The organism is Phyllobacterium sp. CL33Tsu (assembly GCF_900113985.1).
GTDB classification, from domain to species: Bacteria; Pseudomonadota; Alphaproteobacteria; order Rhizobiales; family Rhizobiaceae; genus Phyllobacterium; species Phyllobacterium pellucidum.
The window spans coordinates 181,472-205,836 of record NZ_FORJ01000003.1; the positions used below are offsets into that span (position 1 = coordinate 181,472).

Below are 24,365 nucleotides of genomic sequence, written 5' to 3' on the forward strand. Positions count from 1 at the left end.
GAATCAAAGTTGACCGGGCCAGCGGCCTTGCCCGAGCAGATGCACGGCGGTAACGATCCGCCGGAAGCTTGACCGCGCCCGCTCGACACTGTGGCGGGCGCGCAGATAAGCGTGGATCAGGCCCGGCTCATTGTTCCAGATCGCCTTGCCGCCTGCTGCGAGAATCTTGTCGCGGTAGTGCCGGCCATCGTCCGAGAGCGGATCGCATTCAGCCGAAATGACAACTGTCGGCGGCAGCCCGCCAAAATCGGGATCGTTGAGGGGCGCGAAACGCGGATCAGTGGACCAGTTGAAGCCGCCGCCACGAATATTGGCGTAGTAGACGGTGTCACGCGTCGACAGCATCGGCGCTTCGGCGTGAGTGAGATAGGAGCCCTGATCGGTCGCGCCGCCGAGCCCCGGATAGATGAGAACCTGGCCGATCGGTGCGCGTTGGCGGCGGACGTGATGGGTGACTGCCGCTGCCAGATTGCCGCCGGCGCTATCTCCGCAAATAATGATTGGAAGATCCGAGGTGTCGGCCACGTGCTCGAAGGCTGCGAGGCAGTCGCGGAAGGCCGTGGGGTGCAGGTGCTCGGGCGCAAGGCGATAATCGACGGAGACGATGCGAAAGCCCGTGGCATCACAAATCTCGGCGCAAACGTCATCATGGCTGTCGAGCCCACCGACGACGAAGCCGCCACCGTGGAAATAGAGGCAGACAGCTTCGGGCTTGGAGCCGCTTTTGTCATAGACACGGACCGGTATCCGGTGGTCGCGCGCATCGATGAACGCATCCATCGATGACACTGCCTCTGGATAGCCGGCAAAGAATGCGCGGCACATCGTGTTATAGACGCCGCGCTGCTCTTCGATAGTCAGGTCTATTGCGTCCGGGGGATAGAAACTGTTGGTCCTGTCGATGAACGCCCAGGTCTCTTTATCGATCAGGACGGAATAGTCTGTGCTCATCTACCCTTCCAGACAGGTTCACGCTTCTCGGCAAAGGCCTTGAATCCTTCCTGTCCGTCTTCCGAGGCATAGAGGATATCGACCGTGCGGAACTTCCGCTTGGTGATCATATTCATTGCCTGCTGGAATGTCATGTTCTCTGCCTCGCGGGCGACTTCCTTGATCGCGGCGAAAACGAGCGGCGGACCGCTTTCGAGGAGGCGGGCGATCTCCCAAACACGCTCCATCAGCTTGTCCTTGGGCAGAACCTCATTGACGAGACCCCAGCGATGCGCCTCGGCGACATCCATCCAGCGACCGGACAGAAGCAGGTCCATCGCGACGTGATAGGGAATGCGCTTGGGCAATTTGACGGTCGCGGCGTCGGCAAGAGTGCCGGCGCGAATTTCGGGTAGGGCGAAGCTCGAATGATCGGATGCGAGGATCATGTCGCAGGAAAGCGCGAGCTCAAAGCCGCCGCCGACGGCCATGCCGTTGACCGCAGCGATGACTGGCTTGTTCAGATCGCGCAACTCCTGCAGACCGCCGAAACCGCCGACACCATAGTCGCCGTCGACGGCGTCACCGCCTGCAGCTGCCTTCAGGTCCCAGCCGGCGCAGAAAAACTTGTCTCCGGCGGTCTGGACGATGGCGACGCGCAATTCGGGATCGTCGCGGAATTCTCTGAACGTTTGGCCCATGAGGCGGCTCGTGATCAGATCGATCGCATTCGCCTTCGGGCGGTCGAGCGTGACCTCGAGAATGCCGCCCTCGCGCCTTGTCCTTATAACGTCGTTCAATTCAGCTCTCCCTTTGTGACCAGCAGCGCATCGGCAATCCACGCGCCGTCTCCCTTGCCGCAGACGAGCAGCGGATTGATATCCAGCTCGGATATGCGGCCTGCATTCTTCAAGGCAAACGTGGCGATTGCCGCAATGGCATCAATCGCGGCATCAAGATCGGCCGGCTTCCTGCCGCGATAGCCGTCGAGTAGCGGGAACATGCGGAGCGAACGCAGTGCCGCCTCGATATCTTCACGGCTCGATGGGAGCAGCAACGTCGCCGTATCCTGCAGCAGTTCGACGAGAACGCCGCCGGTTCCAAGCGTCATGACCGGGCCGAACTGCGGATCATCGACTATGCCGACAATGAGTTCGGCGACAGCACCCGTTACCATGCGCTCCACGTAAAGTCCTGTTCCAAGGCCGGCAAGGTCATTCGCCGCGCTTCGAACTTCGTCGCTGCTTTTTAGGTTCAGGCGCACCGCATTATGCTCGGATTTGTGGGCGATGCCGAGCGCCTTCAAGGCAACCGGATAGCCGAGACCGTTCGCGATAAGGACTGCCTCATCGGCTGTCTGGCAGCGGCGACCTTCCGGTACGGGGAGTTCCAGCCTGCGCAACAGCGCCTTGGCGTCCGCCTCATCGGGAGAGGCGGGTTCATAAGCGTTTGAACCGCCCGGTGCTGCGACGGGTGCGGAAGCGGCAAGCTTCCAGGCACGGCCGATGAACGCGGCAGCCTCGGCGGCGTCGAACGCTTCGGTGATGCCGCAAAGAGGCGCGATCCCGCTTTCCATCAGCCCGGCCATGTACTCTTCGGGAATGTTTTCGGGCAAGGACGCTACAATCGCTCCCTTGGCGCGATTGGTCTTGAGCGCACTTTCGAAACCGCGCACCGTCGACCACCAATCCACGTCGGAGCAGCGATCCTTGCGGGGAAAATCAAGAACGAGGCAGCTTAAGGCGAAGCCGCCGGAAACCATGGCGGTGAAGGTCTCTGTCAGGGCCGGTTCGTTGTTCCAGATGAACGTATGATAGTCGAGCGGGTTCGCCACGGCGACGAGTGGCCCGAGCGTTGCCTTGACGCGCGCCCTGTGTTCCGGTGTTAGCGCCGGAAATTCCACCGAGCGGCCCTCGGCGCTGTCTGCCATCACCGATGCCTCGCCGCCTGAACAGCTCATCGAGCACAGTGTGTTGCCATCGAGAGGGCCATGGACGTGGAGGAACTTCAACGTTTCGAGGAACGAGGCAATTGAGTTGACGCGGGCGATGCCGAGCCGCTTCAGGAACGCGTCGGATGCAGCGTCCGACCCTGCTAGCGATGCGGTGTGCGAGACCGTCGCCGCGCGTGCCTGCGCCGACCGGCCGACCTTCATGGCGACGATCGGCTTGCCGAGTTCGCGCGACCGTTTTGCCAGAGCCTCAAATTTCGGCGCCGACTGGAATGCTTCGATATGCAGACCCAGCGCAGTCACGCGGTCGTCTTCGAGAAGTGCGATCGCCATGTCGGGAAGGCCGGTCTGCGCCTGGTTGCCCGCGGTCATGACGTGGGCGATCGGCAATCCGCGGTTCTGCATCGTCATGTTGATGGCGATGTTGGAAGATTGCGTGATGATCGCAACGCCGCGCTCGTCGGCAGCAAGCCGGCGTCCGCCGTGCTGGTCAGGCCAGAGCAGTGCGCCGTCGCAATAATTGATGAGGCCGTAGCAGTTCGGCCCGATGATCGGCATGTCGCCTGCCGCTTCGACGAGCTCCTCTTGCAAGCGTGCGCCATCGGCATCGTCCGCGCCGGCTTCAAGGAAGCCCGAGGCATAGCAGACCGCGACGCCGGCGCCGGCATCGCGCAACTGCCGCACGATATCGAGCGTGACAAAACGGTTGACGCCGACAAAGGCGGCATCGGGACTTCCGGGGAGATCGGCCACAGAGCGATAGACCTTGAGGCCGAGGATCTCGTCATGCTTGGGATGGACCGGCCAAATCTCGCCGGTAAAGCCCATTTTCTGTGATTGCTTGATGACTTCGATGGCCTGGAGGCCACCGAAGACAGCAATGGATTTTGGCCGAAGCAGCCGGTCGAGCTTATGCGGTGCCATGAAATGCTCCGTTATGCGCCATGCGGGCGGAGCAGGGCACGCGAGATGATGTGCCGCTGGATCTCGGACGTGCCTTCCCAGATGCGCTCAACACGGGCATCGCGCCAGATGCGTTCGAGCGGCAGGTCATCCATAAGGCCCATGCCGCCGTGAATCTGGATCGCCTCGTCGGCGACGAAGGCCAGCGTCTCGGTCGCCTTCAGCTTGGCCATGGCCATGTCCTGGTCAGTCACCGTGCCCTGGTCGAACTTCCACCCGGCCTCGAAGGTCAGAAGATCCGCCGCCTTGAGCTCGGTTGCCATATCAGCGAGCTTGAACGAAACGCCCTGGAACTTGCCGATCTGCTGGCCGAACTGTTGGCGCTGGGCAGCATATTCAATGGCGTGGCCGAGCGCACGTTCCGCGCGGCCAAGGCACGTCGCCGCAACCTGCAAGCGGGTTGCTCCAAGCCAGGTGTTGGCGACCTCGAAGCCTTTGTGGACTTCGCCGAGGATCGCTTCCTGCGGCAGGCGGCAATCGTCGAATTCAACGATGGCATTGGTATAACCGCGATGCGAGACATTGCGGTAGCCTTCGCGGATCGTCATGCCGGGGTGGCCCTTGTCGACGAAGAAGGCGGTGATTTTCTTCTTTTTGCCGCGCGGCGTCTCTTCTTCGCCCGATGCAACAAAGAGTATGACGAAATCGGCTTCGAGCGCGTGGCTGATGAAATGTTTGGTGCCGTTGACGACCCAGTCGCCGCCTTTTTCGACAGCGGTCGCCTTCATGCCGCGCAAGTCCGAGCCCGCGCCGGGTTCGGTCATGGCCAGGCAGTCGGACTTTTCGCCGCGAATGCAGGGGTAGAGGTATTTCTCTTTCTGCGCATCGGTACCTGCAAGCAGGATATTCGACGGGCGCCCGACGCAGGTCCAGTGCAACGCATAATTGGCGCGGCCGAGTTCCTTTTCGTAGAGCAGCCAGGTGACGGTATCGAGCCCCGCGCCGCCGACTTCGGCTGGCATGTTGGCTGCATAGAGTCCGGCTTCCATCGCCTTCTGCTTGAGCTCCTCAGCGAGTTCCTTGCGCAACACGCCGGTGCGTTCCACCTCCGCTTCGTGCGGGTAGAGTTCGTTCTCGACAAAGGCGCGCGTCGTTTCGACGATCAGCCTTTGCTCCTCCGAAAGACCGAAATCCATGTGCGTTAGTCCTTCTTTTTCTTGGGCTTGTTGGCTTTGGCCTTCTCGGCGGCCTTGGAGGTCGCCGGCTTCTGGGCGAGCTTCGAGAGGCGCTTCGTATAATCCTTGTAGAGGGCGCCCGCGCCCCAGCCCTTGCCCTTGTTCTGGCGCGACAGCGCTTCCATGATCGCCACGAGATTGTCGTCGCGGATGCGTTCGAGTTCGCGGATCGAAAGGCCGTGCGCCTGCTCATCCGACTGGTTGGCGATCTTGTCCACCAGTTCCTCGGTAAGTTCGGGCACGTCCATGAGCTTGGTCCACGGCCAGGACAGGCAGGGACCGAACTGGGCGATGAAGTGGCGCATGCCCGCTTCGCCACCGGCGACGCGATAGACCTGGAACATGCCCATCTGCGCCCAGCGAATGCCGAATGAATAGCGCATGATATCGTCGAGTTCCTCGACGGTGGTAATGTCGTCCTTGATCAGCCAAAGCGACTCGCGCCAGACCGCCTCGAGCAGGCGATCGCCGACGAAAGCCTCGATCTCCTTGCGGATGACCACCGGCTTCATGCCGATGGAGGCATAGAGTTCGCGCGCTTTTTCGACAGCGTCTGGCGAGGTCTGCTTGCCGCCGACGATTTCGACGAGCGGCAGAAGATAGACCGGGTTATAGGGATGCCCGACGACAAGACGCTCGGGGTGCTTCATCGCGGTCTGCATGTCGGACGGGAGAATGCCCGAGGTGGATGAACCGACGATGGCATCCGTCGCGGCATGCTTGTCGATCTCGGCAAGTACCTTGTGCTTCAGTTCGAGCCGTTCGGGAACGCTTTCCTGAATGAAGTCAGCGCCGTCGACGGCTTCCTTTATGGACTTGGCGAATGTCAGCTTTCCTTCTTTCGGCAAGCCGTCCGGCACCATGGTCTTATAGGCGCGGCGAGAATTCTTCATCACCTCGCTGACTTTGCGCTCAGCCTCGGGATCCGGATCGTAGATCGAAACGTCGATGCCGTTGAGAAGAAGGCGCGCCACCCAGCCCGCACCAATTACGCCGCCGCCAACCGCCGCAGCCTTGCGAATTCCAGCCATTCTATCACCAGCCCTTCGTGAGTTTCATGCGCTCGCGGACGTCGTTCGGCCCGAGGATCTTTGCGCCGATGCCTTCGGCAACCTTTACTGCCCGCTCGACCAGTGGGCCGTTGGTGGCAAGCACGCCCTTGTCGAGCCAGATATTGTCTTCGACACCGACACGGATATTGCCGCCGGCAAGCATGGCCATCGCCGCATAGGGCATCTGGTTGCGGCCGATCGAGAAAGCGGAGAACGTCCAGTTTTTGGGCAGATTGTTGGTGAGCGCCAAAAGCGTATTGATATCGTCGGGGGCGCCCCAGGGAATGCCCATGCAGAGCTGGACCATGACCGGATCTTCAAGCAGCTTCTGGTCATAGAGCCACTTGGCGAGAAGCAGGTGGCCGGTATCGAAGATTTCAACCTCGGGGCGAACGCCGAGTGCCGTTATCTGCGCCGCCATTGCCTTCAGCATCGCCGGCGTATTGGTCATGACGTAGTCGCCTTCGCCGAAGTTCATCGTGCCGCAGTCGAGCGTGCAGATTTCCGGACGAAGCTTGGCGACGTGTTCGAGGCGCTCGGTCGCGCCCGCCATGTCGGTGCCGATCGCGGAGGGCGGCATTGGCTGCTCGACACTGCCGAGTGTCAGATCGCCCCCCATCCCGGCGGTCAGGTTCAAGACCATGTCGACGCCCGACGCCTTGATGTGCTCGACGACCTCGGTATAAAGCGCGACATCGCGAGAACCCTTGCCGGTCTTCGGATCGCGGACATGAATATGCGCGATTGCAGCGCCGGCATTGGCCGCGGCAATGCACTCGTCGGCGATCTGGCGCGGCGTGACCGGCACCTTGTCGGAACGACCTGTCGTATCACCCGCGCCGGTCACGGCACAGGTGATGAATACTTCGCGATTGGGGGTAAGTCCCATAGTTCTGCTCCCATATTTTTCGTTGCCGTGATCATGCCCCGATTGCCAAACGATGCTTTGCGATATACGAATTGAAATTGATGAAAAGCGAAACTTCGCCAGTCTTTTTGCCCGACACCAAACCGCTGGATGTGACCGTCCTCGTTTTCAGCGGCGCTTCGCTTATGTGTGTTGCATCGACAATCGATCCGATGCGCGCGGCCAACCGCGTCTCCGGGAGCATACTCTTCAAATGGCGAATCGTCTCGCTGGACGGCGAGCCGGCCATGATGACGTGCGGCTTGCCGATTGCGGTTTCTGGTTCATTCGATGCTTCCGTAAAAGGCGATATGTTATTGGTTATCGGTGGTTTTGGCACTTCAGACATCGCGCGCACGACCTTTACCGCCAACCTGCGGCGCGCCGTCCATCACTATCAGATGATCGGCGGGATCGAGGCAGGGTCCTGGCTGCTTGGCCGTGCTGGTCTTCTCGCCGGGCGCAAGGCGACCACCCACTGGGAGGACATGGAGGAGTTTACGGCGGAGTTCCCGGAATCCGATATCAGGCCCGACCGCTATGTCATCGACGGTCCTGTCTTCACGAGTGGCGGCGCCTCGCCGACCTTCGACCTGATGCTGCATTTGATTCGCTCGCGCTATGGCATGTCGGTCGCCCTCGATGTCGCCAGCGTCTTCATCTATGACGAGGCGCATACGTCGAGCGACGCGCAGCCGCTGGTTTCGTTGGGCCGGCTCGACGATGTGCATCCCAAGCTTGCGGGCGCGATCCGCCTCATGGAAGCTCATATCGATGCGCCCCTGACAGTCGGCGCCATCGCCCGGCGTTGCGGGCTCAGCGCGCGCAGCCTTGAGAAGATCTTCGCAAAAGCGGTCGGCGAGGGGCCCGGACGATACTATCTGCGCTTGCGGCTCAAGGTGGCGCGGCGGCTCATTACCGACACGAAATCGCCGCTGGCGGATATCGCTGCGCGGACGGGATTTTCCTCGGCTGCTGCATTCACACGGACATTCAGGAGTTTCGAGGGTAAGCCGCCAAGCGCTTTCCGGCCGAACCATTGATGTGGGAACCGCCATGGCTCGTCGCTTTTGGCACAGCGGAAGGCGAGGCACCCATGTTTCAAATCCAGCGATCGACAGGCGTCGGCTCGCCAAGAACGAGGACCATAACATGCTAGCAACCAATCGAGACGCTGAACTCTATCATTCGGCGCCCATCCCGATCGAGAAGGAATGGATCGACTATAACGGCCATCTCAACATGGCTTATTACAATGTCGTCTTTGACAGGGGCGGCGACGAATTCCTTTCGGAGCTCGGTTTTGGCCCAACATACGCGGCCGAGCGGAAGCTGACGATCTACACGGCCGAGGTGCACATCTGCTACGTGCAGGAACTCCACCTTGATGATGTCGTGACCGTCACCAACCAGCTCATCGATTATGACAGCAAGCGACTGCACACTTATCTCGAAATCATCCATAAGGATGGCTGGGTTGCGGCAACGTGCGAGGTGCTCTCGCTGCATGTCGACATGAGCGGGCCGAAAGTGACGCCGTTTCCGGAAGACGTGCTGCCCAAGCTTGAGTTTTATATGAAGGAACACGCCCAACTGCCGGCGCCGGATCGCGTCGGCCGGGCGATCGGCATCAAGAAGAAATAGGTTCACCGCCGAATTGTTCGACGAGCCAGCGTTCGAATTGCCGGATTCTGGCCTCGCCGACCCGCTCCTTGCGGCAGATCATGTACCATGCGCCGGGCTGCGGCACCCTCAGCGCGAATGGCGCGACGAGGCGTCCGGCCCTGAGGTCGTCGGCGACCAGGAAATCCGGTGCAACGCACACGCCTTGGCCGTCGAGGGCCGATTGCAAGGCGGCGAGGTAGGTGTCGAATTTCAATGTGACAGCGCGGCCCGTATCGGCGATGTTCGCGGCCTCGAGCCACGTCCCCCAATCTTCCGGCGAGGTATAGAGTGCGAGGCGCGGCACATTGCTCAATGCCTTGGCGTCGCCTCCACCCATGCGTGCCGCCACCTGCGGATTGCAGACCGGAAACATCTCCGCCTTGGCCAGCAACCGGTAGTGCAGATTGAGCCGCTCCGGCCGCGTCGTATGGATGATGCCGATATCGGAACTGTCGATATTGAGCTCCCAATCGAGTTGGCTGGTGCCGATGCGGATGGCCAGATTGGAATTGACCTTGCGGAAATCGGAAAGGCGCGGGATGAGCCAGCGTATTGCGAAGGTCGAGTAGGTTTCGATCGCAAGATCGTCCGTCGTGCCGAGCCGATTGATCAGCGCGCTGCCACGCGCGATCTTCTCGAAGGCATCGCGCATGTAGGGGTAGTAGAGCGTGCCGGCGTCGGTAAGCGAAACGCCCCGCGGCAGCCGCTCGAAAAGCTTGACCCCGAGGATCGTCTCGAGTTCCGAGATGCGGTGACTTATCGCCGACTGCGTGACCCCAAGTTCATCGCCTGCCAGACGGAAGCTCAGCAGCCGCGCCGATGCCTCGAATGCCCGCAAGGAGCCGAGCGGGGGTATCCGGGGTTTGGACATCATGGCGGAGAAACCTTGTCGAAATCAGATGCGTGAGAATAATTCATGTCTTTATGAGCAACCATCGCTTGAATGCCGCTCAATGCGGAATCATTCTAAACTGCGACGCACCTGAGAAACAATAAGCGTCCAGAAACAATCTTTTTCGGAGAATGAAATGGCGGCGGAACAGGCTTTTGCAGAACTTGCACCGGCTCTGGACAAGATTGATCGTCTGGTGGCCGATCATCGGCCAGGGCATGGCCTCGTGCGCGCCTTCTACATGGATCCGGACGTCTATGCCCTTGATATGGAGAGGGTCTTTCGGCGTCATTGGCATTGCATCGGCCATGCCAGCATCATCCCGAACGCGGGTGATTTCGAATTGTTCAAGATCGACGCCGAAGCGATCATCGTTTCGCGCACCGAAGATGGTTCGATCCATGCGTTCCTGAATGTCTGCCGCCATCGCGGCGCGGAGGTCTGCACCAAGCAGAAGGGCAACGCCCGATTCTTCGTCTGCCCCTATCATGCCTGGACCTATGCCAATGACGGCAGCCTTCGCGCCGCGCGCCTGATGCCGCGCGACTTCGACCGTACGGCGCACGGCCTCAAGAAGCTGCATGTCCGCGTTGCGGATGGCCTGATTTTCATCTGCTTTGCCGACGAACCTCTGGACTTCTCGATTATCGAGCAGTCGCTGCGCACCACCTGCGGTCAATATGGCTGGGGCGACGCCAAGGTGGCGTATCGCGAAACCTATGCCGTCGATGCCAACTGGAAGCTTGCAGTCGAGAACTATGTGGAATGCTACCACTGCGGTCCAGCGCATCCGGAATACTCGCAGACCCATGCGCTGGAACAGCCGGCGGAGAAGATCGTCGAACTCAATGCCAAGATGGAGCAGCGCACCTGCGCGCTCGGCATAGACATTGCGACCGGCGACAACTGGCAGAATTCCGCGCAGGGCAAGGAAGCGATCCACACGTTCCGCTATGCGCTCTACGACGGCGTCAAGAGCGGTAGCGAAGACGGATCACCCGTTGCGCCGCTCATGGGCCGTTTCACCGAGTTCGATGGCGGCGTGACCTCCATTCACCTCGGCGGCACCAGCTTCCTCGTCTGCTATCCCGATCACGGCATGATTTACCGCTTCATCCCGAAGACGGTCGATACCTGCGAGATGGAACTGATCTGGCTGGTGCGCGGCGATGCCGAGGAAGGCAAGGACTACGATCTCGAAAAGCTGACCTGGCTGTGGAAAGTGACGACGGCAGAGGACAAGACGATCATCGAACATACGGCGCGGGGCGTGCGGTCGAACTATTTTGTGCCGGGCCCGATTGCGCCAATGGAATATAACGAGTTGCGGTACATCCAGTGGTACCTCGATGAAATCGGTCGGGCTTGAACCCGGCCCCGAAAATGGCATGAGACCACGGGAGAATTTACATGTCTGAGTTTCCAACGTCGGCGCGCGTCGTCATCATCGGTGGCGGAGCGGTCGGCGTTTCCGCGCTTTATCACCTCGCCAAGGCCGGCTGGACCGATTGCGTCCTGCTCGAAAAGAATGAATTGACCTCGGGTTCGACATGGCATGCCGCCGGCAACGTTCCAACTTTCTCGGCTTCGTGGTCGGTCATGAACATGCAGCGCTATTCGGCGCAGCTTTATCGCAATCTTGCCGCCGAAGTCGATTATCCCATGAACTATCATGTGACCGGCTCGCTGCGCCTTGCCCATAGCAAGGAGCGCATGCGCGAGTTCGAACGCGTCAAGAGCATGGGCCGCTATCAGGGCATGGATATCGACGTGCTCGGCGTCGATGAAATCAACGGGCGCTATCCGTTCATCGCGACGCACGAACTTGCCGGCGCACTCTACGATCCGAACGACGGTGACATCGATCCGGCGCAGCTGACGCAAGCGCTTGCAAAGGGCGCGCGTGACATGGGCGCGAAGATCATCCGCTTCTGCCCCGTGACGGGTGCGCGCCGCGACAAGGACGAGTGGGTGATCGCGACACCGGAGGGTGAGATCCGCTGCGAATATGTCGTCAACGCCGCCGGCTACCGCGCGCAGGAAATCGGCAAGCTGTTTGGCCGTGACGTGCCGATGATGGTCATGAGCCATCAATATCTGCTATTCGACGAAATTCCCGAGATAGCCGCCTGGACGCGCGAGAATGGCCACAAGTTGCCGCTGCTGCGCGACGTCGATTCGTCCTATTATCTGCGCCAGGAAAAGAACGGCATGAATCTCGGGCCCTATGAGCGAAACTGCCGCGCACATTGGGCGACGCCGGATGATCCGATGCCTGACGATTTCTCGTTCCAGCTCTTTCCGGACGATCTTGAACGTCTCGACTGGTATTTGAACGATGCCATTGCCCGCGTGCCGATCCTCGGCACTGCCGGCCTTTCCAAGATCATCAACGGCCCCATCCCCTATGCGCCGGATGGCAATCCGCTGATCGGGCCGATGCCGGGCGTTCCCAATGCCTTCGAGGCCTGCGTCTTCACCTTCGGCATCGCCCAGGCAGGCGGCGCCGGCAAGGTGCTTGCCGAATGGGTGACGGAAGGCGCCACCGAGTGGGACATGTGGTCCTGCGATCCGCGCCGCTTCACCGGCTTCACCGATCCCGATTATTGCGTTGCCAAGGGGCTCGAAGTCTATGGCCACGAATATGCGATCCATTTTCCGCGCCACACCTGGCCGGCGGGCCGCAACAAGAAGCTCTCGCCACTCCATGACCGTGTCGCCAAGCTCGGCGGTCAATTCGGGCCTTACAACGGCTGGGAACGCGCGAACTGGTATGCGAGGCCCGGTGACGACACATCCGAGGAAGCGACCCAGACCTTCTCGCGCAATGGACCTTGGCACGAGCGTATTCGCGAGGAGTGCCACGCGGTGCGCGACGCAGTCGGAATCCTCGATCTGCCGGGTTTCACGCGTTTTCGCGTGAGCGGCGAGGGCGCGCGTGAATGGCTCGCGACGCTCATAACCGGTATCGTTCCCAAGCCCGGCCGGATCGGCCTTGCCTATTTCGCCGACGACAAGGGCCGCGTCGTCACGGAAATGTCGATCATGGCAATCGACGAAAATATCTTCTTCCTTATCACGGCGGCCGTTGCGGAGTGGCATGATCGCGACTGGCTGGTCAAACACCTGCCCGCGGGAAGCGCGATCAGCATCGACAATGTGACCGAGCAGTTCTCCTGCCAGATCGTCACCGGTCCGAAGGCACGGGACCTCTTCAAGGATGTGTGCGATGCCGAACTCGACCGGCCCTGGCTGACGCACCAGTCGGCGCAGATCGCCGGACGCTACTGCCAGCTGGTGCGCGTCTCATTCGCGGGGGAACTCGGCTGGGAAGTTCATACAAAAGTTGCGGACACCGCGGCGATCTTCGACGCGATCTGGGAGGCTGGGCAGAAATACGGGATCAAGCCGTTCGGCATGTTCGCGCTCGACTCGTTGCGGCTCGAGAAGGGTTATCGCGCCTGGAAAGGCGATCTTTCGACCGACTATACGCCGTTGCAAAGCGGGCTCGAACGATTTGTCAAATGGGAAAAGCCCAACTTCCTCGGCAAGGCTGCGCTTGAGAGCGAAAAGCAGCGCGGCGTGGACAAACGCTTTGTCACGTTGACCGTCGATGCCGGTGATTGCGACGCGCCCTATATGTCGACCCTCTGGCACAACGGCAATATTGTCGGCGAGACGACGTCCGGGGGTTGGGGCCACCGCATCGACAAGTCGATCGCGCTCGGCATGCTCAAGACCGAACTGACCGAGCCCGGCACCGAGATCGAAGTCGAAATCTTCGGCGAGCGCCGCAAGGCTGTTGTGCATCCTGACCAGCCCCTCTGGGATCCCAAGAACGAAAGAATCCGCGCATGAGTTCGCTTCCCACCAAGGCACGGGCCGTCATCATCGGCGGCGGCGTATCGGGCTGCTCCGTTGCCTATCATCTGGCGAAGCTCGGCTGGACCGACATCGTCCTCCTCGAACGCAAGCAGCTGACCTCCGGCACGACATGGCACGCCGCCGGTCTGATCGGTCAGTTGCGTGCATCGCAGAATATGACACGCCTCGCAAAGTACTCGGCCGACCTCTATGTTAAGCTGGAAGCCGAAACTGAGGTCGCGACCGGCATGCGCCAGGTCGGCTCGATTACGGTCGCGCTCACCGAGGAGCGCAAGCACGAAATTTACCGGCAAGCATCGCTGGCCCGCGCCTTCGATGTAGATGTGCGGGAGATTTCTCCTAGAGAAGTCAAGGAGATGTATCCGCATCTTAATGTCGAGGATGTCGTCGGAGCAGTGCACCTGCCGCTCGACGGCCAGTGCGATCCGGCCAATATCGCCATGGCGCTTGCCAAGGGCGCACGCCAGCGCGGCGCAAGGATCGTAGAAAACGTGAAGGTGACTAACGTTCTGAAGAAGAACGGCCGTGTCGCTGGTGTTTCCTGGTCGAAGGGCGATGAGCAGGGCACGATTGAAACCGATGTCGTCATCAACTGCGCCGGCATGTGGGCACGCGATCTTGCTGCCACGTCAGGTGTGACTGTACCGCTGCACGCTTGCGAGCACTTTTACCTGGTCACGGAAGCGATTGAAGGACTTGGTCGGCTGCCTGTGCTGCGTGTCCCCGATGAATGCGCCTATTACAAGGAAGACGCCGGCAAGATGATGCTTGGCGCGTTCGAGCCGGTTGCCAAGCCGTGGGGCATGAACGGCATCTCCGAAGATTTCTGCTTCGATCAATTGCCGGAGGATTTCGAACACTTCGAACCCATCCTCGAAATGGGCGTCAACCGCATGCCCATGCTCGGGACGGCAGGCATTCATACGTTCTTCAATGGTCCGGAAAGTTTCACTCCCGACGATCGTTACTATCTCGGCGAAGCACCGGAACTTGGCGGCTATTGGGTTGCCGCGGGCTATAATTCCATCGGCATCGTGTCATCGGGCGGGGCTGGCATGGCGCTGGCGCAGTGGATCCACGACGGCGAGGCGCCCTTCGACCTTTGGGAGGTCGATATCCGCCGGGCGCAGCCGTTCCAGAAGAACCGGCGATACCTGAAGGAGCGTGTCTCCGAAACGCTTGGGCTGCTCTACGCCGACCATTTTCCGTACCGGCAGATGGCAACGTCGCGCAATGTTAGGCGCTCGCCGATCCATGAGCATTTGAAGCAGCGCGGTGCGGTCTTTGGCGAGGTCGCCGGCTGGGAACGTGCCAACTGGTTTGCCCGCGAAGGCCAGGAAACGGAATATCGCTATTCCTGGAAGCGGCAGAACTGGTTCGACAACCAGCGTGACGAGCATCTCGCCGTGCGCAATGGCGTCGGCCTCTTCGATATGACGTCGTTCGGCAAGATCAGGATCGAGGGGCGCGATGCCCTGTCGTTCCTGCAAAGGCTCTGTGCCAACCAGCTTGATGTAGAGCCGGGCCGTATCGTCTATACCCAGATGCTGAACAATCACGGCGGCATCGAGAGCGATCTTACCATTACGCGGCTTTCGGAAACCGCGTTCTTCGCTGTTGTGCCGGGCGCAACCCTGCAGCGCGATCTCGCATGGATGCGCAAGCATCTTGGCGATGAGTTCGTCGTCATAACCGATGTGACGGCAGCGGAATCGGTGCTTTGCCTCATGGGGCCAATGGCGCGCGAACTGATCACGAGAATCAGCCCGAATGACTTTTCCAACGAGGCCAATCCTTTCGGTACAGCGCGCGAGATCGAGATCGGCATGGGGTTGGCGCGGGCGCACCGCGTGACTTACGTCGGTGAACTCGGTTGGGAACTTTATGTTTCGACGGATCAGACGGCGCATGTCTTCGAAGCCATCGAAGAGGCCGGCCAAGATCTCGGTCTGAAGCTCTGCGGCCTGCACACGCTCGATTCCTGCCGCATCGAGAAAGCGTTCCGGCATTTCGGCCATGACATCACCGACGAGGATCATGTCCTCGAGGCTGGTCTGGGCTTTGCCGTCAAGGCTGACAAGGGTGAGTTCATTGGCCGGGAAGCGGTGCTTCGCAAGAAGGACAAGGGCCTCAATCGCCGCTTGGTGCAGTTCAAGCTGAGCGATCCTGAACCGTTGCTGTTCCACAACGAAGCCATTGTTCGCGACGGCAACATTGTCGGAACCATAACGTCCGGCAATTACGGCCACCATCTCGGCGGTGCGATCGGGCTTGGCTACGTTCCGAGTGAAGGCGAGAGCCCGGACGAGGTCCTGGCTTCCGCATATGAGATCGAGATTGCCGGCGAGCGCGTGAAGGCGGAGGCTTCCCTGAGGCCGATGTACGATCCGAAGGCTGAGCGCGTCCGCATGTAGACTGAGAAGAGAGGCGCGTGGTTGCACCAACCACGCGCCTCGCAGCCATCAATTCATGCTGGTGAGAACGGTTTCGAACTGTTCGAGCGCCCAGTCGACCTGGTCGCGCTTGATGACGAGCGGCGGCGCGATACGGATTGTGTGGCCGTGCGTATCCTTGGCGAGGATGCCGCGTTCCTTGAGTTCGTAGCAAAAACGATTGGCGCCGCCTGCTTCCGGATTGAGCTCGATCGCAAGCATCAGGCCACGACCGCGCACTTCCCGCACGATATTGCTGCGAATGCCCTTGAGCTGTTCGAGGAAGTATTCTCCCTCCTTGCGGGAGTTTTCGATCATGTTCTCTTCCGTGAGAACGCGTAGCGCCGCGCGGGCAATGGCGCAGGCGAGCGGATTGCCGCCGAACGTGCTGCCATGTTGTCCCGGCTTGAGGACGCCGAGTACATCGCTGTTCGACAAAACAGCCGAGACTGGATAGAAGCCGCCGGAAAGCGCCTTGCCGATCAGCGTCACATCCGCCTCTATGCCCTCGTGCTCCTCGGCGAGCAGCGCGCCGGTGCGCCCGAGGCCCGTCTGAATTTCGTCGAGGATGAGCGTGACATTATTGTCAGTGCACAGTTCCCGCACCTTGGTGAAATAGCCTTTTGGCGGAATGAGGACGCCGGCTTCGCCCTGGATCGGCTCGACAAGGAAGCCGACGGTATTGGGGCTCAGCGCTGCAGTGAAAGCGTCGATATCGCCGAAGGGTACGACCTTGAAGCCCGGGGCGAACGGACCGAAATTGTCGCGGGCGGAAGGATCGGTGCTGAAGCCGACGATCCCCATGGTGCGGCCGTGGAAATTGTCGGAGCAGACGATGATCTCGGCGGCATTCTCCGGCACACCCTTGACCTCGTAGCCCCATTTGCGCACGGCCTTGATCGCGGTCTCGACAGCTTCCGCGCCACTGTTCATCGGCAGAATCTTGTGCGAGCCGGTAAGGGCAGCAAGTTCTTCATAGAACAATGCCAACTGATCGTTGCGGAAGGCGCGGGACGTCAGCGTCAGTTTCGACGCCTGCTCGGTCATCGCCTTGAGGATCTTCGGATGGCAATGGCCCTGGTTGACGGCGGAATAGGCGGAGAGGCAATCGAGATAGCGATTGCCTTCGATGTCCCAGACGTGAACGCCTTCACCGCGTTCCAGCACCACGTCGAGGGGCTTGTAGTTATGGGCCCCGAGACGGGATTCTGTTGAAATCAGATCAGCGGCTGTGTGCAGCAAAATATCCTCCTAATGCCAAAATCAAATGCTGAGCGCGCCGGCGCTCTGGTCAGCAAGGTTTGGCTTGTCAAAGATCTGCCGGCCGAACAGGCTGGCAACGAGATCGACGAGCAGCAGCGCGCTTCGGCCGCGCTCGTCGAGGAATGGGTTGAGTTCGACCACGTCGAGTGAGCCGACGACGCCGGAATCGTGCAGAAGTTCCATGACCAGGTGCGCTTCGCGGAACGTGGCGCCACCCGGCACTGTGGTGCCGACGCCGGGAGCAAGGGACGGGTCGATGAAGTCGACGTCGAAGCTGACATGCAGGATGCCATTGGCCTTCTGCACACGCTCGATGATGCGGCGCATCAGCTTGGCGACCCCGAATTCATCGATACGGCGCATGTCGACGACATCGATTCCGCGTTCGCGCAGCAGGACACGCTCCGTTGCATCAATCGAGCGTATGCCGAAGAGGTGCAAATTCTCTGGCTTGACGAAACCGCGTGGCTCTTCGCCGAAAACGCCTTCGAGGCCAGGTTCGCCGCAAAGAAGTGCCGCCGACATGCCATGCATATTGCCGGAAGGCGAGGTGGCGGGCGTATTGAAATCGGAATGGGCGTCCAGCCACAGCACGAAGAGTTCGCGGCCATGTTCCTCGCAGTAGCGGGCAACGCCGCTCACCGAGCCCATGGAAAGGCTGTGATCGCCGCCGAGAGTGATCGGGAATGTACCCCTGGTCATTGCGTCATAGGTTTCGCTGCTGAGCATACGCGACCAGGCGGCAATGCGCTCGATATGGTGGGCGAGGCCATCAACGGCTGGAACCACAGGCAAGACCGGAGGCAGTTGCAGATCGCCGCGGTCCTCAACGGGATGACCAAATTCCTCAAGCGTGCGGACGAGTCCGGCAGTGCGCAAGGCTGCCGGTCCCATGAGCGCGCCAAGGCGACCCGCGCCTTCCTCGATTGGCGCACCGATGATCGTCAGCTTCTGCTTGTGCGTGTCCTCAAAATTGCTGTGCATGTTCATAAACAACCGCCACTTTCGCGTTTGGATGGTCTCGTTCCGAAATTGAAAGAGAATATTATGTCCCGCAATGATTTTGGCATTTCGGCGCGGTGACAAATAGACGGCATCTTGATAGAAATGCGCAAGGAATTGAGCATTTTGCTCAAGCACTTTATGCACAGTGAGAGCCAAATGGACGACGTGGACCGCAAATTGCTGTCGCTGCTGCGCGATGATTGCCGCTTGCCGGTCTCATCGATGGCGACCGTGCTCGGCATATCGCGCGCTACTGTCCGCACGCGCATCGACAAGCTGACCACCGATGGAACGATTCAGGGCTTCACGGTCACGCTCAAGGCCGGCGCCGGGATTTATGGCGTGCGCGCCGTGGCTATGATCGAGGTAGCGGGACAGGGCGCCGAGAAGGTGATCCGCCGCCTGCAGGGCTTTCCGGAGATTCGCGCTTTGCACACAACGAACGGCCGGTGGGATATCGTCGCTGAAATCGAGGTGGAGACGCTGGAGGCATTCGACCGCACGCTTCGCGACATCCGTCATATTGACGGAATCACGTCGACGGAGACAAGTATTCTTTTATCGACCCGCAAGAGCGGATAATCTCAAAGGTTGAAGGGAGATCGGCGCTTGCACGTTCGTGAGATTCCATGGCTCGAACCTGTCGAAGCTGCCGGGCGGCTGCGGCCGTTGGGGGGCATGAGCTTTCTAGACAGCGCCATGCGCCATGACCAGTTGGGCCGCTATTCCTACGTGGCTGCCGATCCGTTCGCGAGATTGATCGTTGCCGGTGGCGAGGTCAGCTGGAACGGCGAAAGGGTCGAGGGCGAGCCGCTCACGGCGATTGCGGACTATATCGGGCGATACCGGATGGAGGTCCAGGCTGGGCTGCCGCCGTTTCAAGGCGGTGCAATCGGCTATTTCTCCTACGAGTTCGGCCGGCTGCTCGAACGCTTGCCTCAGCCCGGAACACCACCACAAGGCGCGATGCCGGACGCCGCCTGGCTCTTTTACGATGTCGTGCTTGCCTTCGATCATGCGGAACAGCGGGTCTGGCTTGTTTCCTCGGGTTTTCCCGAAATGGCTGGGCCGGCCCGGGAACGGCGAAGCCAGGAGCGCTCGGACCATTTTATAGAGGCGATCAGTCGTTCCGCTGCTCAGCCATCCGTTGAGATGACGGCGCAGCGCATAGCAAGATCCTCATGGCGGTCCAATCTCGACCGCGCCGCCTATATGCAGGCAGTCACCCGAGTCGTTGAGTACATACTCGACGGGGATATTTTCCAGGCCAACATCGCCCAGCGCTTCACCGCCGAACTGCCGCAGGGTTTCGATCGGTGGCGTTTCTACAAGGCGCTGCGCAAGCGCAATGCCGCGACCTTCGCCGCCTATCTCGATCATGGCGAGATTGTCGTTGCCTCGAGTTCGCCGGAGCGCTTCCTCGTCGCCCGCGGCGACCAGGTCGAGACGAGGCCGATCAAAGGGACAATCCCGCGTTCGTCTGATCCGAATGAAGACAAGGCACTGGCGGAGACTCTTCTGAAGTCGGAGAAGGACCGCGCCGAGAATTTGATGATTGTCGACTTGATGCGCAACGACCTCTCCCGCGTGTGCCGGCCGCATTCGGTGTTGACGCCTGTGTTATGCGGCCTCGAAACCTATGCCAGCGTGCATCATCTCGTCTCGGTCGTGACCGGCCGGTTGCAGGAGGACAAGGGCCTTATGGACCTTGTTCGCGCCGCCTTTCCCGGTGGGTCGATCACCGGCGCTCCCAAGCTCAGGGCAATGGAGATTATCACCGAGATCGAAGGTGAGGCGCGCGGTGTCTATTGCGGCTCAATCGGTTTCATCGGTTTCAACGGCAACTTCGACACCAATATCGGCATCCGTACGGTCTTGTTTCAAAACGGCATGGCGATATTCCAGGCGGGCGGCGGGATCACCGCCCTGTCAGATCCCGCATCCGAGTACCAGGAGACGCTGGACAAGGCAGCGCGCATCTTCACCGTGTTCGATGAGGGCGGGCCGGAATGATCCTCATCATCGACAATTACGATTCCTTCGTCTTTACCGTCGCGCGCTACTTCACCGAGCTTGGCGTCGAAACGCAGGTGGTCCGCAACGATGCGATTTCGGTTGCCGACGTCAAGCGCATGGACCCGGAGGCAATCGTCCTGTCGCCCGGACCGTGTGGTCCACGCGAGGCGGGGCAGTCCATGGCGATCATCGAGGCTCTGAGCGGCGCCACTCCGATGCTTGGCATTTGCCTTGGCCACCAGTGCATGGGCGAAGTCTTTGGTGGCCATGTGGTGCGGGCGCGCGATCCCATGCACGGCCGCGCGTCGGCGATAAAACATGACGGACGAGGTGTGTTCAAGGGACTGCCAAGCCCCTTCCGCGCCGGGCGGTATCATTCGCTGATCGTTCAGGACCTTCCGGGGGATGGCGACCTTCGCATTACGGCGCGCTCCGAGGCGGATGAAATCATGGGCCTTGCCCATGCCACTCACCCGACATACGGCGTTCAGTTTCATCCGGAGTCGGTCCTTACGGAATATGGCCATGCCATGCTCGGAAACTTCCTGCGGCTGGCGCGCGCATTCAATGGCGGCGACAGGACGACATAGGCCAGGGAGGGCGACGCTATTTTCGCCTCTTTGTTGGATATTCCTGTTGGCCGTACCGGCAATCGTCCTTTACAACTGCAATCATCATGCGTTGGCGATCGCCGACCGCAAATCAACGGACAATCCGCATTTACAGGCAGGAGACAGACCATGCTTCGCAAGACTGATTTCTATATAGATGGCAAATGGATAGCTCCGACGGTCGCCAAAGAGCTGGAGGTTATCAACCCGGCCGATGAACAGGCTTTCGCCGTGATTTCGCTCGGCTCGGCCGCCGATGTCGACAAGGCCGTCACCGCTGCGCGCAAGGGATTCGACACGTGGAGCGTGACCAGCCGCGACGAGCGCCTTGAATGGCTGCAGCGCCTGCTTGCCGCCTATCAGGAACGCATCGATGACATGGCGAAGGCCATTTCCGCCGAAATGGGCGCGCCGATCAAGATGGCGCTCGACGAGCAGGCAGCTTCCGGCACCGCGCACATCAAGGCCTTCATCCGCGCCTTGAAGAACTTTGAATTCGAGCGTCCACTCGACGCCCACAACACGTCGTCGCGCATCGTTTACGAGCCGATCGGCGTGTGCGGCCTCATCACGCCGTGGAACTGGCCGATGAACCAGGTTGTGCTCAAGGTTGTTCCGGCGCTTGCTGCCGGCTGCACGGTCATTCTCAAGCCGTCCGAACTCGCGCCGATTTCCTCGGTCATCTTCGCGGAAATCATCGATGCTTCGGATCTTCCGGCCGGTGTATTTAACCTCGTCAACGGCGACGGACCGACCGTCGGCGAGGCCATGTCGCGCCATCCCGGCATCGACATGATGTCGTTCACCGGATCGACGCGCGCTGGTGTCGCCGTCACCAAGGCGGCCGCTGATACGGTCAAGCGCGTTTCGCTCGAACTTGGCGGCAAATCTCCGAACATCGTCTTTGCCGATTCGGACGTCGAGGCGGCCGTGAAGCGTGGCGTGGCACACGTGTTCAACAATACCGGGCAGTCTTGCAATGCCCCGACGCGCATGCTCGTCGAGCGTTCGGTCTACGACACGGCGACACAGGTTGCCGCCGAGACGGCCAAGGCCACCAAGGTTGGCGATCCGTCAGAGAATGGCGACCACATGGGCCCGCTCGTTTCCGAAATGCAGTTCAACAAGGTGCAGGGCCTGATCGAACAGGGCATCAAGGAAGGCGCGCGACTGATTGCAGGCGGTACGGGGCGTCCCGAGGGCTTCAACCGTGGCTACTACGTGCGCCCGACCGTCTTTGCCGACGTCAACAACGACATGACAATCGCGCGCGAGGAGATCTTCGGACCCGTACTCGCCATGATTCCTTTCGACACGGAAGAGGAGGCCGTCGAGATCGCCAACGATACGCCGTATGGCCTGGCTGCTTATATCCAGTCGGGTGATCCGGAACGAATCAAACGCGTGTCGAAGCGGCTGCGGGCAGGCATGGTCCGCATCAATGGCGCTTCCCATGCGGCCGATGCACCGTTCGGCGGCTACAAACAGTCGGGAATTGGCCGCGAGGGCGGCCATTGGGGCCTTGAAGACTTCCTCGAAGTGAAGGCCATTAGTGGCTGGGAAGACACCGCCGCCTGAAAATAAGCGCAAAGCATGCCCGCTAGTTTCCTTTGGGCATGCTTTGCTCTAACTGACAATAGACGGCGTTGGTCGCCCGTCGCGTTTGACTTGTCAGAAAACGGGTGCGGACAGAATGGATGATCTAGAGACCCTACCGGAGGCCGCGTCCGACAATGATGAATCCGACATCTACGGCGATGACGGTGCGGTAAAAACATCCTATCTCGCCCGTGTCGGCGCTGCGATCGCCGATCGCGACGTCCTGTTCCTGCGCTCGCATGTCGGCAAGCTGCATCAATCCGAACTCGGCCATGTTCTCGAAGCGCTGCATTCGGAGCAGCGCGCCGCACTCGTCGAACTACTCGGTGACGAATTCGACTTCGCCTCGTTGACCGAGGTCGACGAAGCAGTCCGCATGGAGATCGTCGATGCCCTGCCCAACGAGCAGATCGCCGAGGCTGTCCAGGAACTCGACTCCGACGATGCCGTCTACATTCTCGAAGATCTCGACCAGGAAGATCGCGACGAGATTCTGGCGCAGCTTCCGTTCACTGAACGCGTCAGGCTGCGCCGTTCGCTGGGCTATCCCGAGGAAACGGCCGGTCGCCGCATGCAGACCGAGTTCGTCGCCGTTCCGCCGTTCTGGACCGTTGGGCAGACGATCGACTACATGCGCGACAATGACGATTTGCCGGAATCCTTTTCGCAGGTCTTCGTCATAGATCCGATGTTCCGGCTGCTCGGCGCCATCGATCTTGACCGCATCCTGCGCACAAGGCGCGACGTCAAGGTCGAAGAGATCATGCACGAGACGCGCCATGCCATTCCGGCCACGATGGACCAGGAAGAGGCTGCGCAGATCTTCGAACAATATGACCTGCTTTCTGCGGCCGTCGTGGATGAGAACGAGCGCCTTGTCGGTGTTCTCACCATCGAGAACATTGTCGACGTTATCCAGGAGGAAGCAGAGGAGGATATCCTCCGCCTCGGCGGCGTCGGCGATGAAGAGCTTTCGGATTCCGTCGTATCGACATCGCGTTCGCGCGTGCCCTGGCTTGTCGTCAATCTTTTTACAGCAATCCTGTCGGCTTCCGTCATCGGGCTCTTCGATGCCACGATCCAGCAGATGGTCGCGCTCGCCGTGCTCATGCCGATCGTCGCGTCGATGGGCGGCAATGCCGGCACGCAGACGATGACCGTGACCGTGCGCGCTCTCGCGACGCGCGATATGGATATCTATAATGCCGGGCGTATCATCCGACGCGAGGCGTCGGTCGGGCTCATCAACGGCGTGGTCTTCGCCATTTTGATCGGACTTGTCGCGGGGCTCTGGTTCGGCCACGCCAATCTCGGCGGCATCATTGCGGCTGCCATGATCATCAATATGCTCGCCGCCGCACTTGGCGGAATACTGATTCCGCTGCTCCTGCACCGTTTCGGCGCGGACCCCGCCATTGCCTCTGCCGTGTTTGTTACGACCGTGACCGACGTTGTCGGGTTTTCATCATTCCTTGGCCTCGCCACCTGGTGGTTTGGCTTTAAGTAACAGCAACTTACCTGATTTTGCACTTAAGTTCACAACCCTATACAATCGTCCAATTGACTTTTACGTAATTGCGTGGGCAAAACATTCAATCGATATAGTGGGGGAACTAGCAATAGTGTCGGGTATGCGCGAATATTATTCCATCACCGAATTGACACGCGAGTTCGGCGTATCGACACGGACCCTGCGCTTCTACGAGGACGAGGGACTGATTCATCCGATCAGGCGCGGCCGCACGCGGCTCTTTCGTCCATCGGACCGGCATCTCCTTAAGCAGATCCTGCGCGGCAAACGGCTCGGCTTCTCGATCGCGGAAATTCATGAAATCGTCCAGATGTACCGTGAGCCCCCGGGGGAGATGGGGCAATTGCATCTGCTGATGAAGCGGGTCGAGGAAAAGCGTGGGGATCTTCGCCAGAAGCGCCGCGATATCGAGGAGACGCTGACTGAGCTCGACCAGGTTGAGGAAGCCTGCATCGAGCGTCTCGCTGAACTCGGTGTCAACACTTAGC

Annotated in this window: 20 protein-coding genes; 11 read left to right on the top strand and 9 right to left on the bottom strand. The window is 60.3% G+C overall.

Translation table 11 applies throughout. The annotated features are described in order from the left end of the window. Positions 1-3 precede the first annotated feature (3 nt). From BM074_RS13570 to BM074_RS13595, 6 genes are read right to left on the bottom strand one after another with little or no spacing between them, the layout of a single operon-like run. Positions 4-951: an alpha/beta hydrolase gene (locus BM074_RS13570; RefSeq protein ID WP_091922657.1), complete on the bottom strand. Its 948-nt coding sequence runs from the start codon at positions 949-951 to the stop codon at positions 4-6. Beyond that, positions 948-1,730, bottom strand: coding sequence for a carnitinyl-CoA dehydratase (locus BM074_RS13575; RefSeq protein WP_091922659.1), 783 nt, complete (start codon positions 1,728-1,730; stop codon positions 948-950). The genes BM074_RS13570 and BM074_RS13575 overlap by 4 nt, the downstream gene beginning before the upstream one ends. Beyond that, positions 1,727-3,805: an acetate--CoA ligase family protein gene (locus tag BM074_RS13580; protein WP_091922661.1), complete on the bottom strand. Its 2,079-nt coding sequence runs from the start codon at positions 3,803-3,805 to the stop codon at positions 1,727-1,729. Before BM074_RS13580 ends, BM074_RS13575 begins: the two co-directional genes overlap by 4 nt. Before the next feature lie 11 nt (positions 3,806-3,816). Next, on the bottom strand, positions 3,817-4,980 hold the full coding sequence (locus BM074_RS13585) for an acyl-CoA dehydrogenase family protein (protein WP_027232570.1): 1,164 nt from the start codon (positions 4,978-4,980) through the stop codon (positions 3,817-3,819). Between the two features lie 5 nt (positions 4,981-4,985). Continuing rightward, positions 4,986-6,050, bottom strand: coding sequence for a carnitine 3-dehydrogenase (locus BM074_RS13590; RefSeq protein WP_091922663.1), 1,065 nt, complete (start codon positions 6,048-6,050; stop codon positions 4,986-4,988). A gap of 4 nt (positions 6,051-6,054) precedes the next feature. Then, on the bottom strand, positions 6,055-6,960 hold the full coding sequence (locus BM074_RS13595) for a beta-keto acid cleavage family enzyme (protein ID WP_091922665.1): 906 nt from the start codon (positions 6,958-6,960) through the stop codon (positions 6,055-6,057). An 80-nt stretch (positions 6,961-7,040) separates the two neighbouring features. Between BM074_RS13595 and BM074_RS13600 the strand changes: the two genes are divergently transcribed. Together BM074_RS13600 and BM074_RS13605 are read left to right on the top strand one after the other, a co-directional pair. Further along, on the top strand, positions 7,041-8,021 hold the full coding sequence (locus tag BM074_RS13600; RefSeq protein ID WP_091922667.1) for a GlxA family transcriptional regulator: 981 nt from the start codon (positions 7,041-7,043) through the stop codon (positions 8,019-8,021). A gap of 109 nt (positions 8,022-8,130) precedes the next feature. Next, the gene (locus BM074_RS13605) at positions 8,131-8,622 is read left to right on the top strand and encodes a thioesterase family protein (RefSeq protein WP_036814816.1); all 492 of its coding nucleotides are present in this window, start codon (positions 8,131-8,133) and stop codon (positions 8,620-8,622) included. Here BM074_RS13605 and BM074_RS13610 read toward each other — a convergent pair. Next, positions 8,609-9,517 (bottom strand): LysR substrate-binding domain-containing protein, encoded by a 909-nt coding sequence (locus BM074_RS13610; protein ID WP_091922669.1) that lies wholly within the window; start codon positions 9,515-9,517, stop codon positions 8,609-8,611. The genes BM074_RS13605 and BM074_RS13610 overlap by 14 nt on opposite strands. A gap of 154 nt (positions 9,518-9,671) precedes the next feature. Between BM074_RS13610 and BM074_RS13615 the strand changes: the two genes are divergently transcribed. From BM074_RS13615 to BM074_RS13625, 3 genes are read left to right on the top strand one after another with little or no spacing between them, the layout of a single operon-like run. Next, entirely contained in the window at positions 9,672-10,904 is a 1,233-nt protein-coding gene (locus BM074_RS13615) for an aromatic ring-hydroxylating oxygenase subunit alpha (RefSeq protein ID WP_027232575.1), read from the top strand. Between the two features lie 41 nt (positions 10,905-10,945). After that, positions 10,946-13,393, top strand: a complete 2,448-nt coding sequence (locus BM074_RS13620) for a GcvT family protein (RefSeq protein ID WP_091922670.1) — start codon at positions 10,946-10,948, stop codon at positions 13,391-13,393. Then, positions 13,390-15,834 carry a GcvT family protein gene (locus BM074_RS13625; RefSeq protein ID WP_091922672.1) on the top strand — a complete coding sequence of 815 codons (2,445 nt, stop codon included), beginning with the start codon at positions 13,390-13,392 and terminating at the stop codon, positions 15,832-15,834. The genes BM074_RS13620 and BM074_RS13625 overlap by 4 nt, the downstream gene beginning before the upstream one ends. 48 nt (positions 15,835-15,882) lie before the next feature. Here the strand turns inward: BM074_RS13625 and rocD are convergent, their stop codons facing one another. After that, positions 15,883-17,091, bottom strand: coding sequence for an ornithine--oxo-acid transaminase (rocD, locus tag BM074_RS13630; RefSeq protein ID WP_027232578.1), 1,209 nt, complete (start codon positions 17,089-17,091; stop codon positions 15,883-15,885). Positions 17,092-17,115: 24 nt separating this feature from the next. Then, on the bottom strand, positions 17,116-18,105 hold the full coding sequence (rocF, locus tag BM074_RS13635) for an arginase (RefSeq protein ID WP_091923008.1): 990 nt from the start codon (positions 18,103-18,105) through the stop codon (positions 17,116-17,118). A 171-nt stretch (positions 18,106-18,276) separates the two neighbouring features. Between rocF and BM074_RS13640 the strand changes: the two genes are divergently transcribed. From BM074_RS13640 to BM074_RS13665, 6 genes are all read left to right on the top strand, one after another. Beyond that, on the top strand, positions 18,277-18,702 hold the full coding sequence (locus tag BM074_RS13640; protein WP_027232580.1) for an Lrp/AsnC family transcriptional regulator: 426 nt from the start codon (positions 18,277-18,279) through the stop codon (positions 18,700-18,702). A gap of 27 nt (positions 18,703-18,729) precedes the next feature. Next, positions 18,730-20,133: an aminodeoxychorismate synthase component I gene (gene pabB, locus BM074_RS13645; protein ID WP_091922673.1), complete on the top strand. Its 1,404-nt coding sequence runs from the start codon at positions 18,730-18,732 to the stop codon at positions 20,131-20,133. Then, a complete protein-coding gene (locus BM074_RS13650) occupies positions 20,130-20,726 on the top strand; it encodes an anthranilate synthase component II (RefSeq protein WP_091922675.1) in 597 nt (198 codons plus the stop codon). Before pabB ends, BM074_RS13650 begins: the two co-directional genes overlap by 4 nt. Positions 20,727-20,876: 150 nt before the next feature. Then, entirely contained in the window at positions 20,877-22,325 is a 1,449-nt protein-coding gene (locus tag BM074_RS13655; protein WP_091922677.1) for an aldehyde dehydrogenase family protein, read from the top strand. 115 nt (positions 22,326-22,440) lie between these two features. Then, a complete protein-coding gene (gene mgtE, locus BM074_RS13660) occupies positions 22,441-23,853 on the top strand; it encodes a magnesium transporter (protein WP_027232584.1) in 1,413 nt (470 codons plus the stop codon). Between the two features lie 124 nt (positions 23,854-23,977). Next, positions 23,978-24,364 (top strand): MerR family transcriptional regulator, encoded by a 387-nt coding sequence (locus tag BM074_RS13665; protein ID WP_027232585.1) that lies wholly within the window; start codon positions 23,978-23,980, stop codon positions 24,362-24,364. Position 24,365 lies beyond the last annotated feature (1 nt).

What these genes read in the sequence shown, in the direction of transcription:
- BM074_RS13570 (WP_091922657.1), bottom strand. Translation starts at nt 951, where the DNA reads ATGAGCACAGACTATTCCGTCCTGATCGATAAAGAGACCTGGGCGTTC.
- BM074_RS13580 (WP_091922661.1), bottom strand. Translation starts at nt 3,805, where the DNA reads ATGGCACCGCATAAGCTCGACCGGCTGCTTCGGCCAAAATCCATTGCT.
- BM074_RS13585 (WP_027232570.1), bottom strand. Translation starts at nt 4,980, where the DNA reads ATGGATTTCGGTCTTTCGGAGGAGCAAAGGCTGATCGTCGAAACGACG.
- BM074_RS13590 (WP_091922663.1), bottom strand. Translation starts at nt 6,050, where the DNA reads ATGGCTGGAATTCGCAAGGCTGCGGCGGTTGGCGGCGGCGTAATTGGT.
- BM074_RS13595 (WP_091922665.1), bottom strand. Translation starts at nt 6,960, where the DNA reads ATGGGACTTACCCCCAATCGCGAAGTATTCATCACCTGTGCCGTGACC.
- BM074_RS13600 (WP_091922667.1), top strand. Translation starts at nt 7,041, where the DNA reads ATGAAAAGCGAAACTTCGCCAGTCTTTTTGCCCGACACCAAACCGCTG.
- BM074_RS13605 (WP_036814816.1), top strand. Translation starts at nt 8,131, where the DNA reads ATGCTAGCAACCAATCGAGACGCTGAACTCTATCATTCGGCGCCCATC.
- BM074_RS13610 (WP_091922669.1), bottom strand. Translation starts at nt 9,517, where the DNA reads ATGATGTCCAAACCCCGGATACCCCCGCTCGGCTCCTTGCGGGCATTC.
- BM074_RS13615 (WP_027232575.1), top strand. Translation starts at nt 9,672, where the DNA reads ATGGCGGCGGAACAGGCTTTTGCAGAACTTGCACCGGCTCTGGACAAG.
- BM074_RS13620 (WP_091922670.1), top strand. Translation starts at nt 10,946, where the DNA reads ATGTCTGAGTTTCCAACGTCGGCGCGCGTCGTCATCATCGGTGGCGGA.
- BM074_RS13625 (WP_091922672.1), top strand. Translation starts at nt 13,390, where the DNA reads ATGAGTTCGCTTCCCACCAAGGCACGGGCCGTCATCATCGGCGGCGGC.
- rocF (WP_091923008.1), bottom strand. Translation starts at nt 18,105, where the DNA reads ATGAACATGCACAGCAATTTTGAGGACACGCACAAGCAGAAGCTGACG.
- BM074_RS13640 (WP_027232580.1), top strand. Translation starts at nt 18,277, where the DNA reads ATGGACGACGTGGACCGCAAATTGCTGTCGCTGCTGCGCGATGATTGC.
- BM074_RS13650 (WP_091922675.1), top strand. Translation starts at nt 20,130, where the DNA reads ATGATCCTCATCATCGACAATTACGATTCCTTCGTCTTTACCGTCGCG.
- BM074_RS13655 (WP_091922677.1), top strand. Translation starts at nt 20,877, where the DNA reads ATGCTTCGCAAGACTGATTTCTATATAGATGGCAAATGGATAGCTCCG.
- mgtE (WP_027232584.1), top strand. Translation starts at nt 22,441, where the DNA reads ATGGATGATCTAGAGACCCTACCGGAGGCCGCGTCCGACAATGATGAA.
- BM074_RS13665 (WP_027232585.1), top strand. Translation starts at nt 23,978, where the DNA reads ATGCGCGAATATTATTCCATCACCGAATTGACACGCGAGTTCGGCGTA.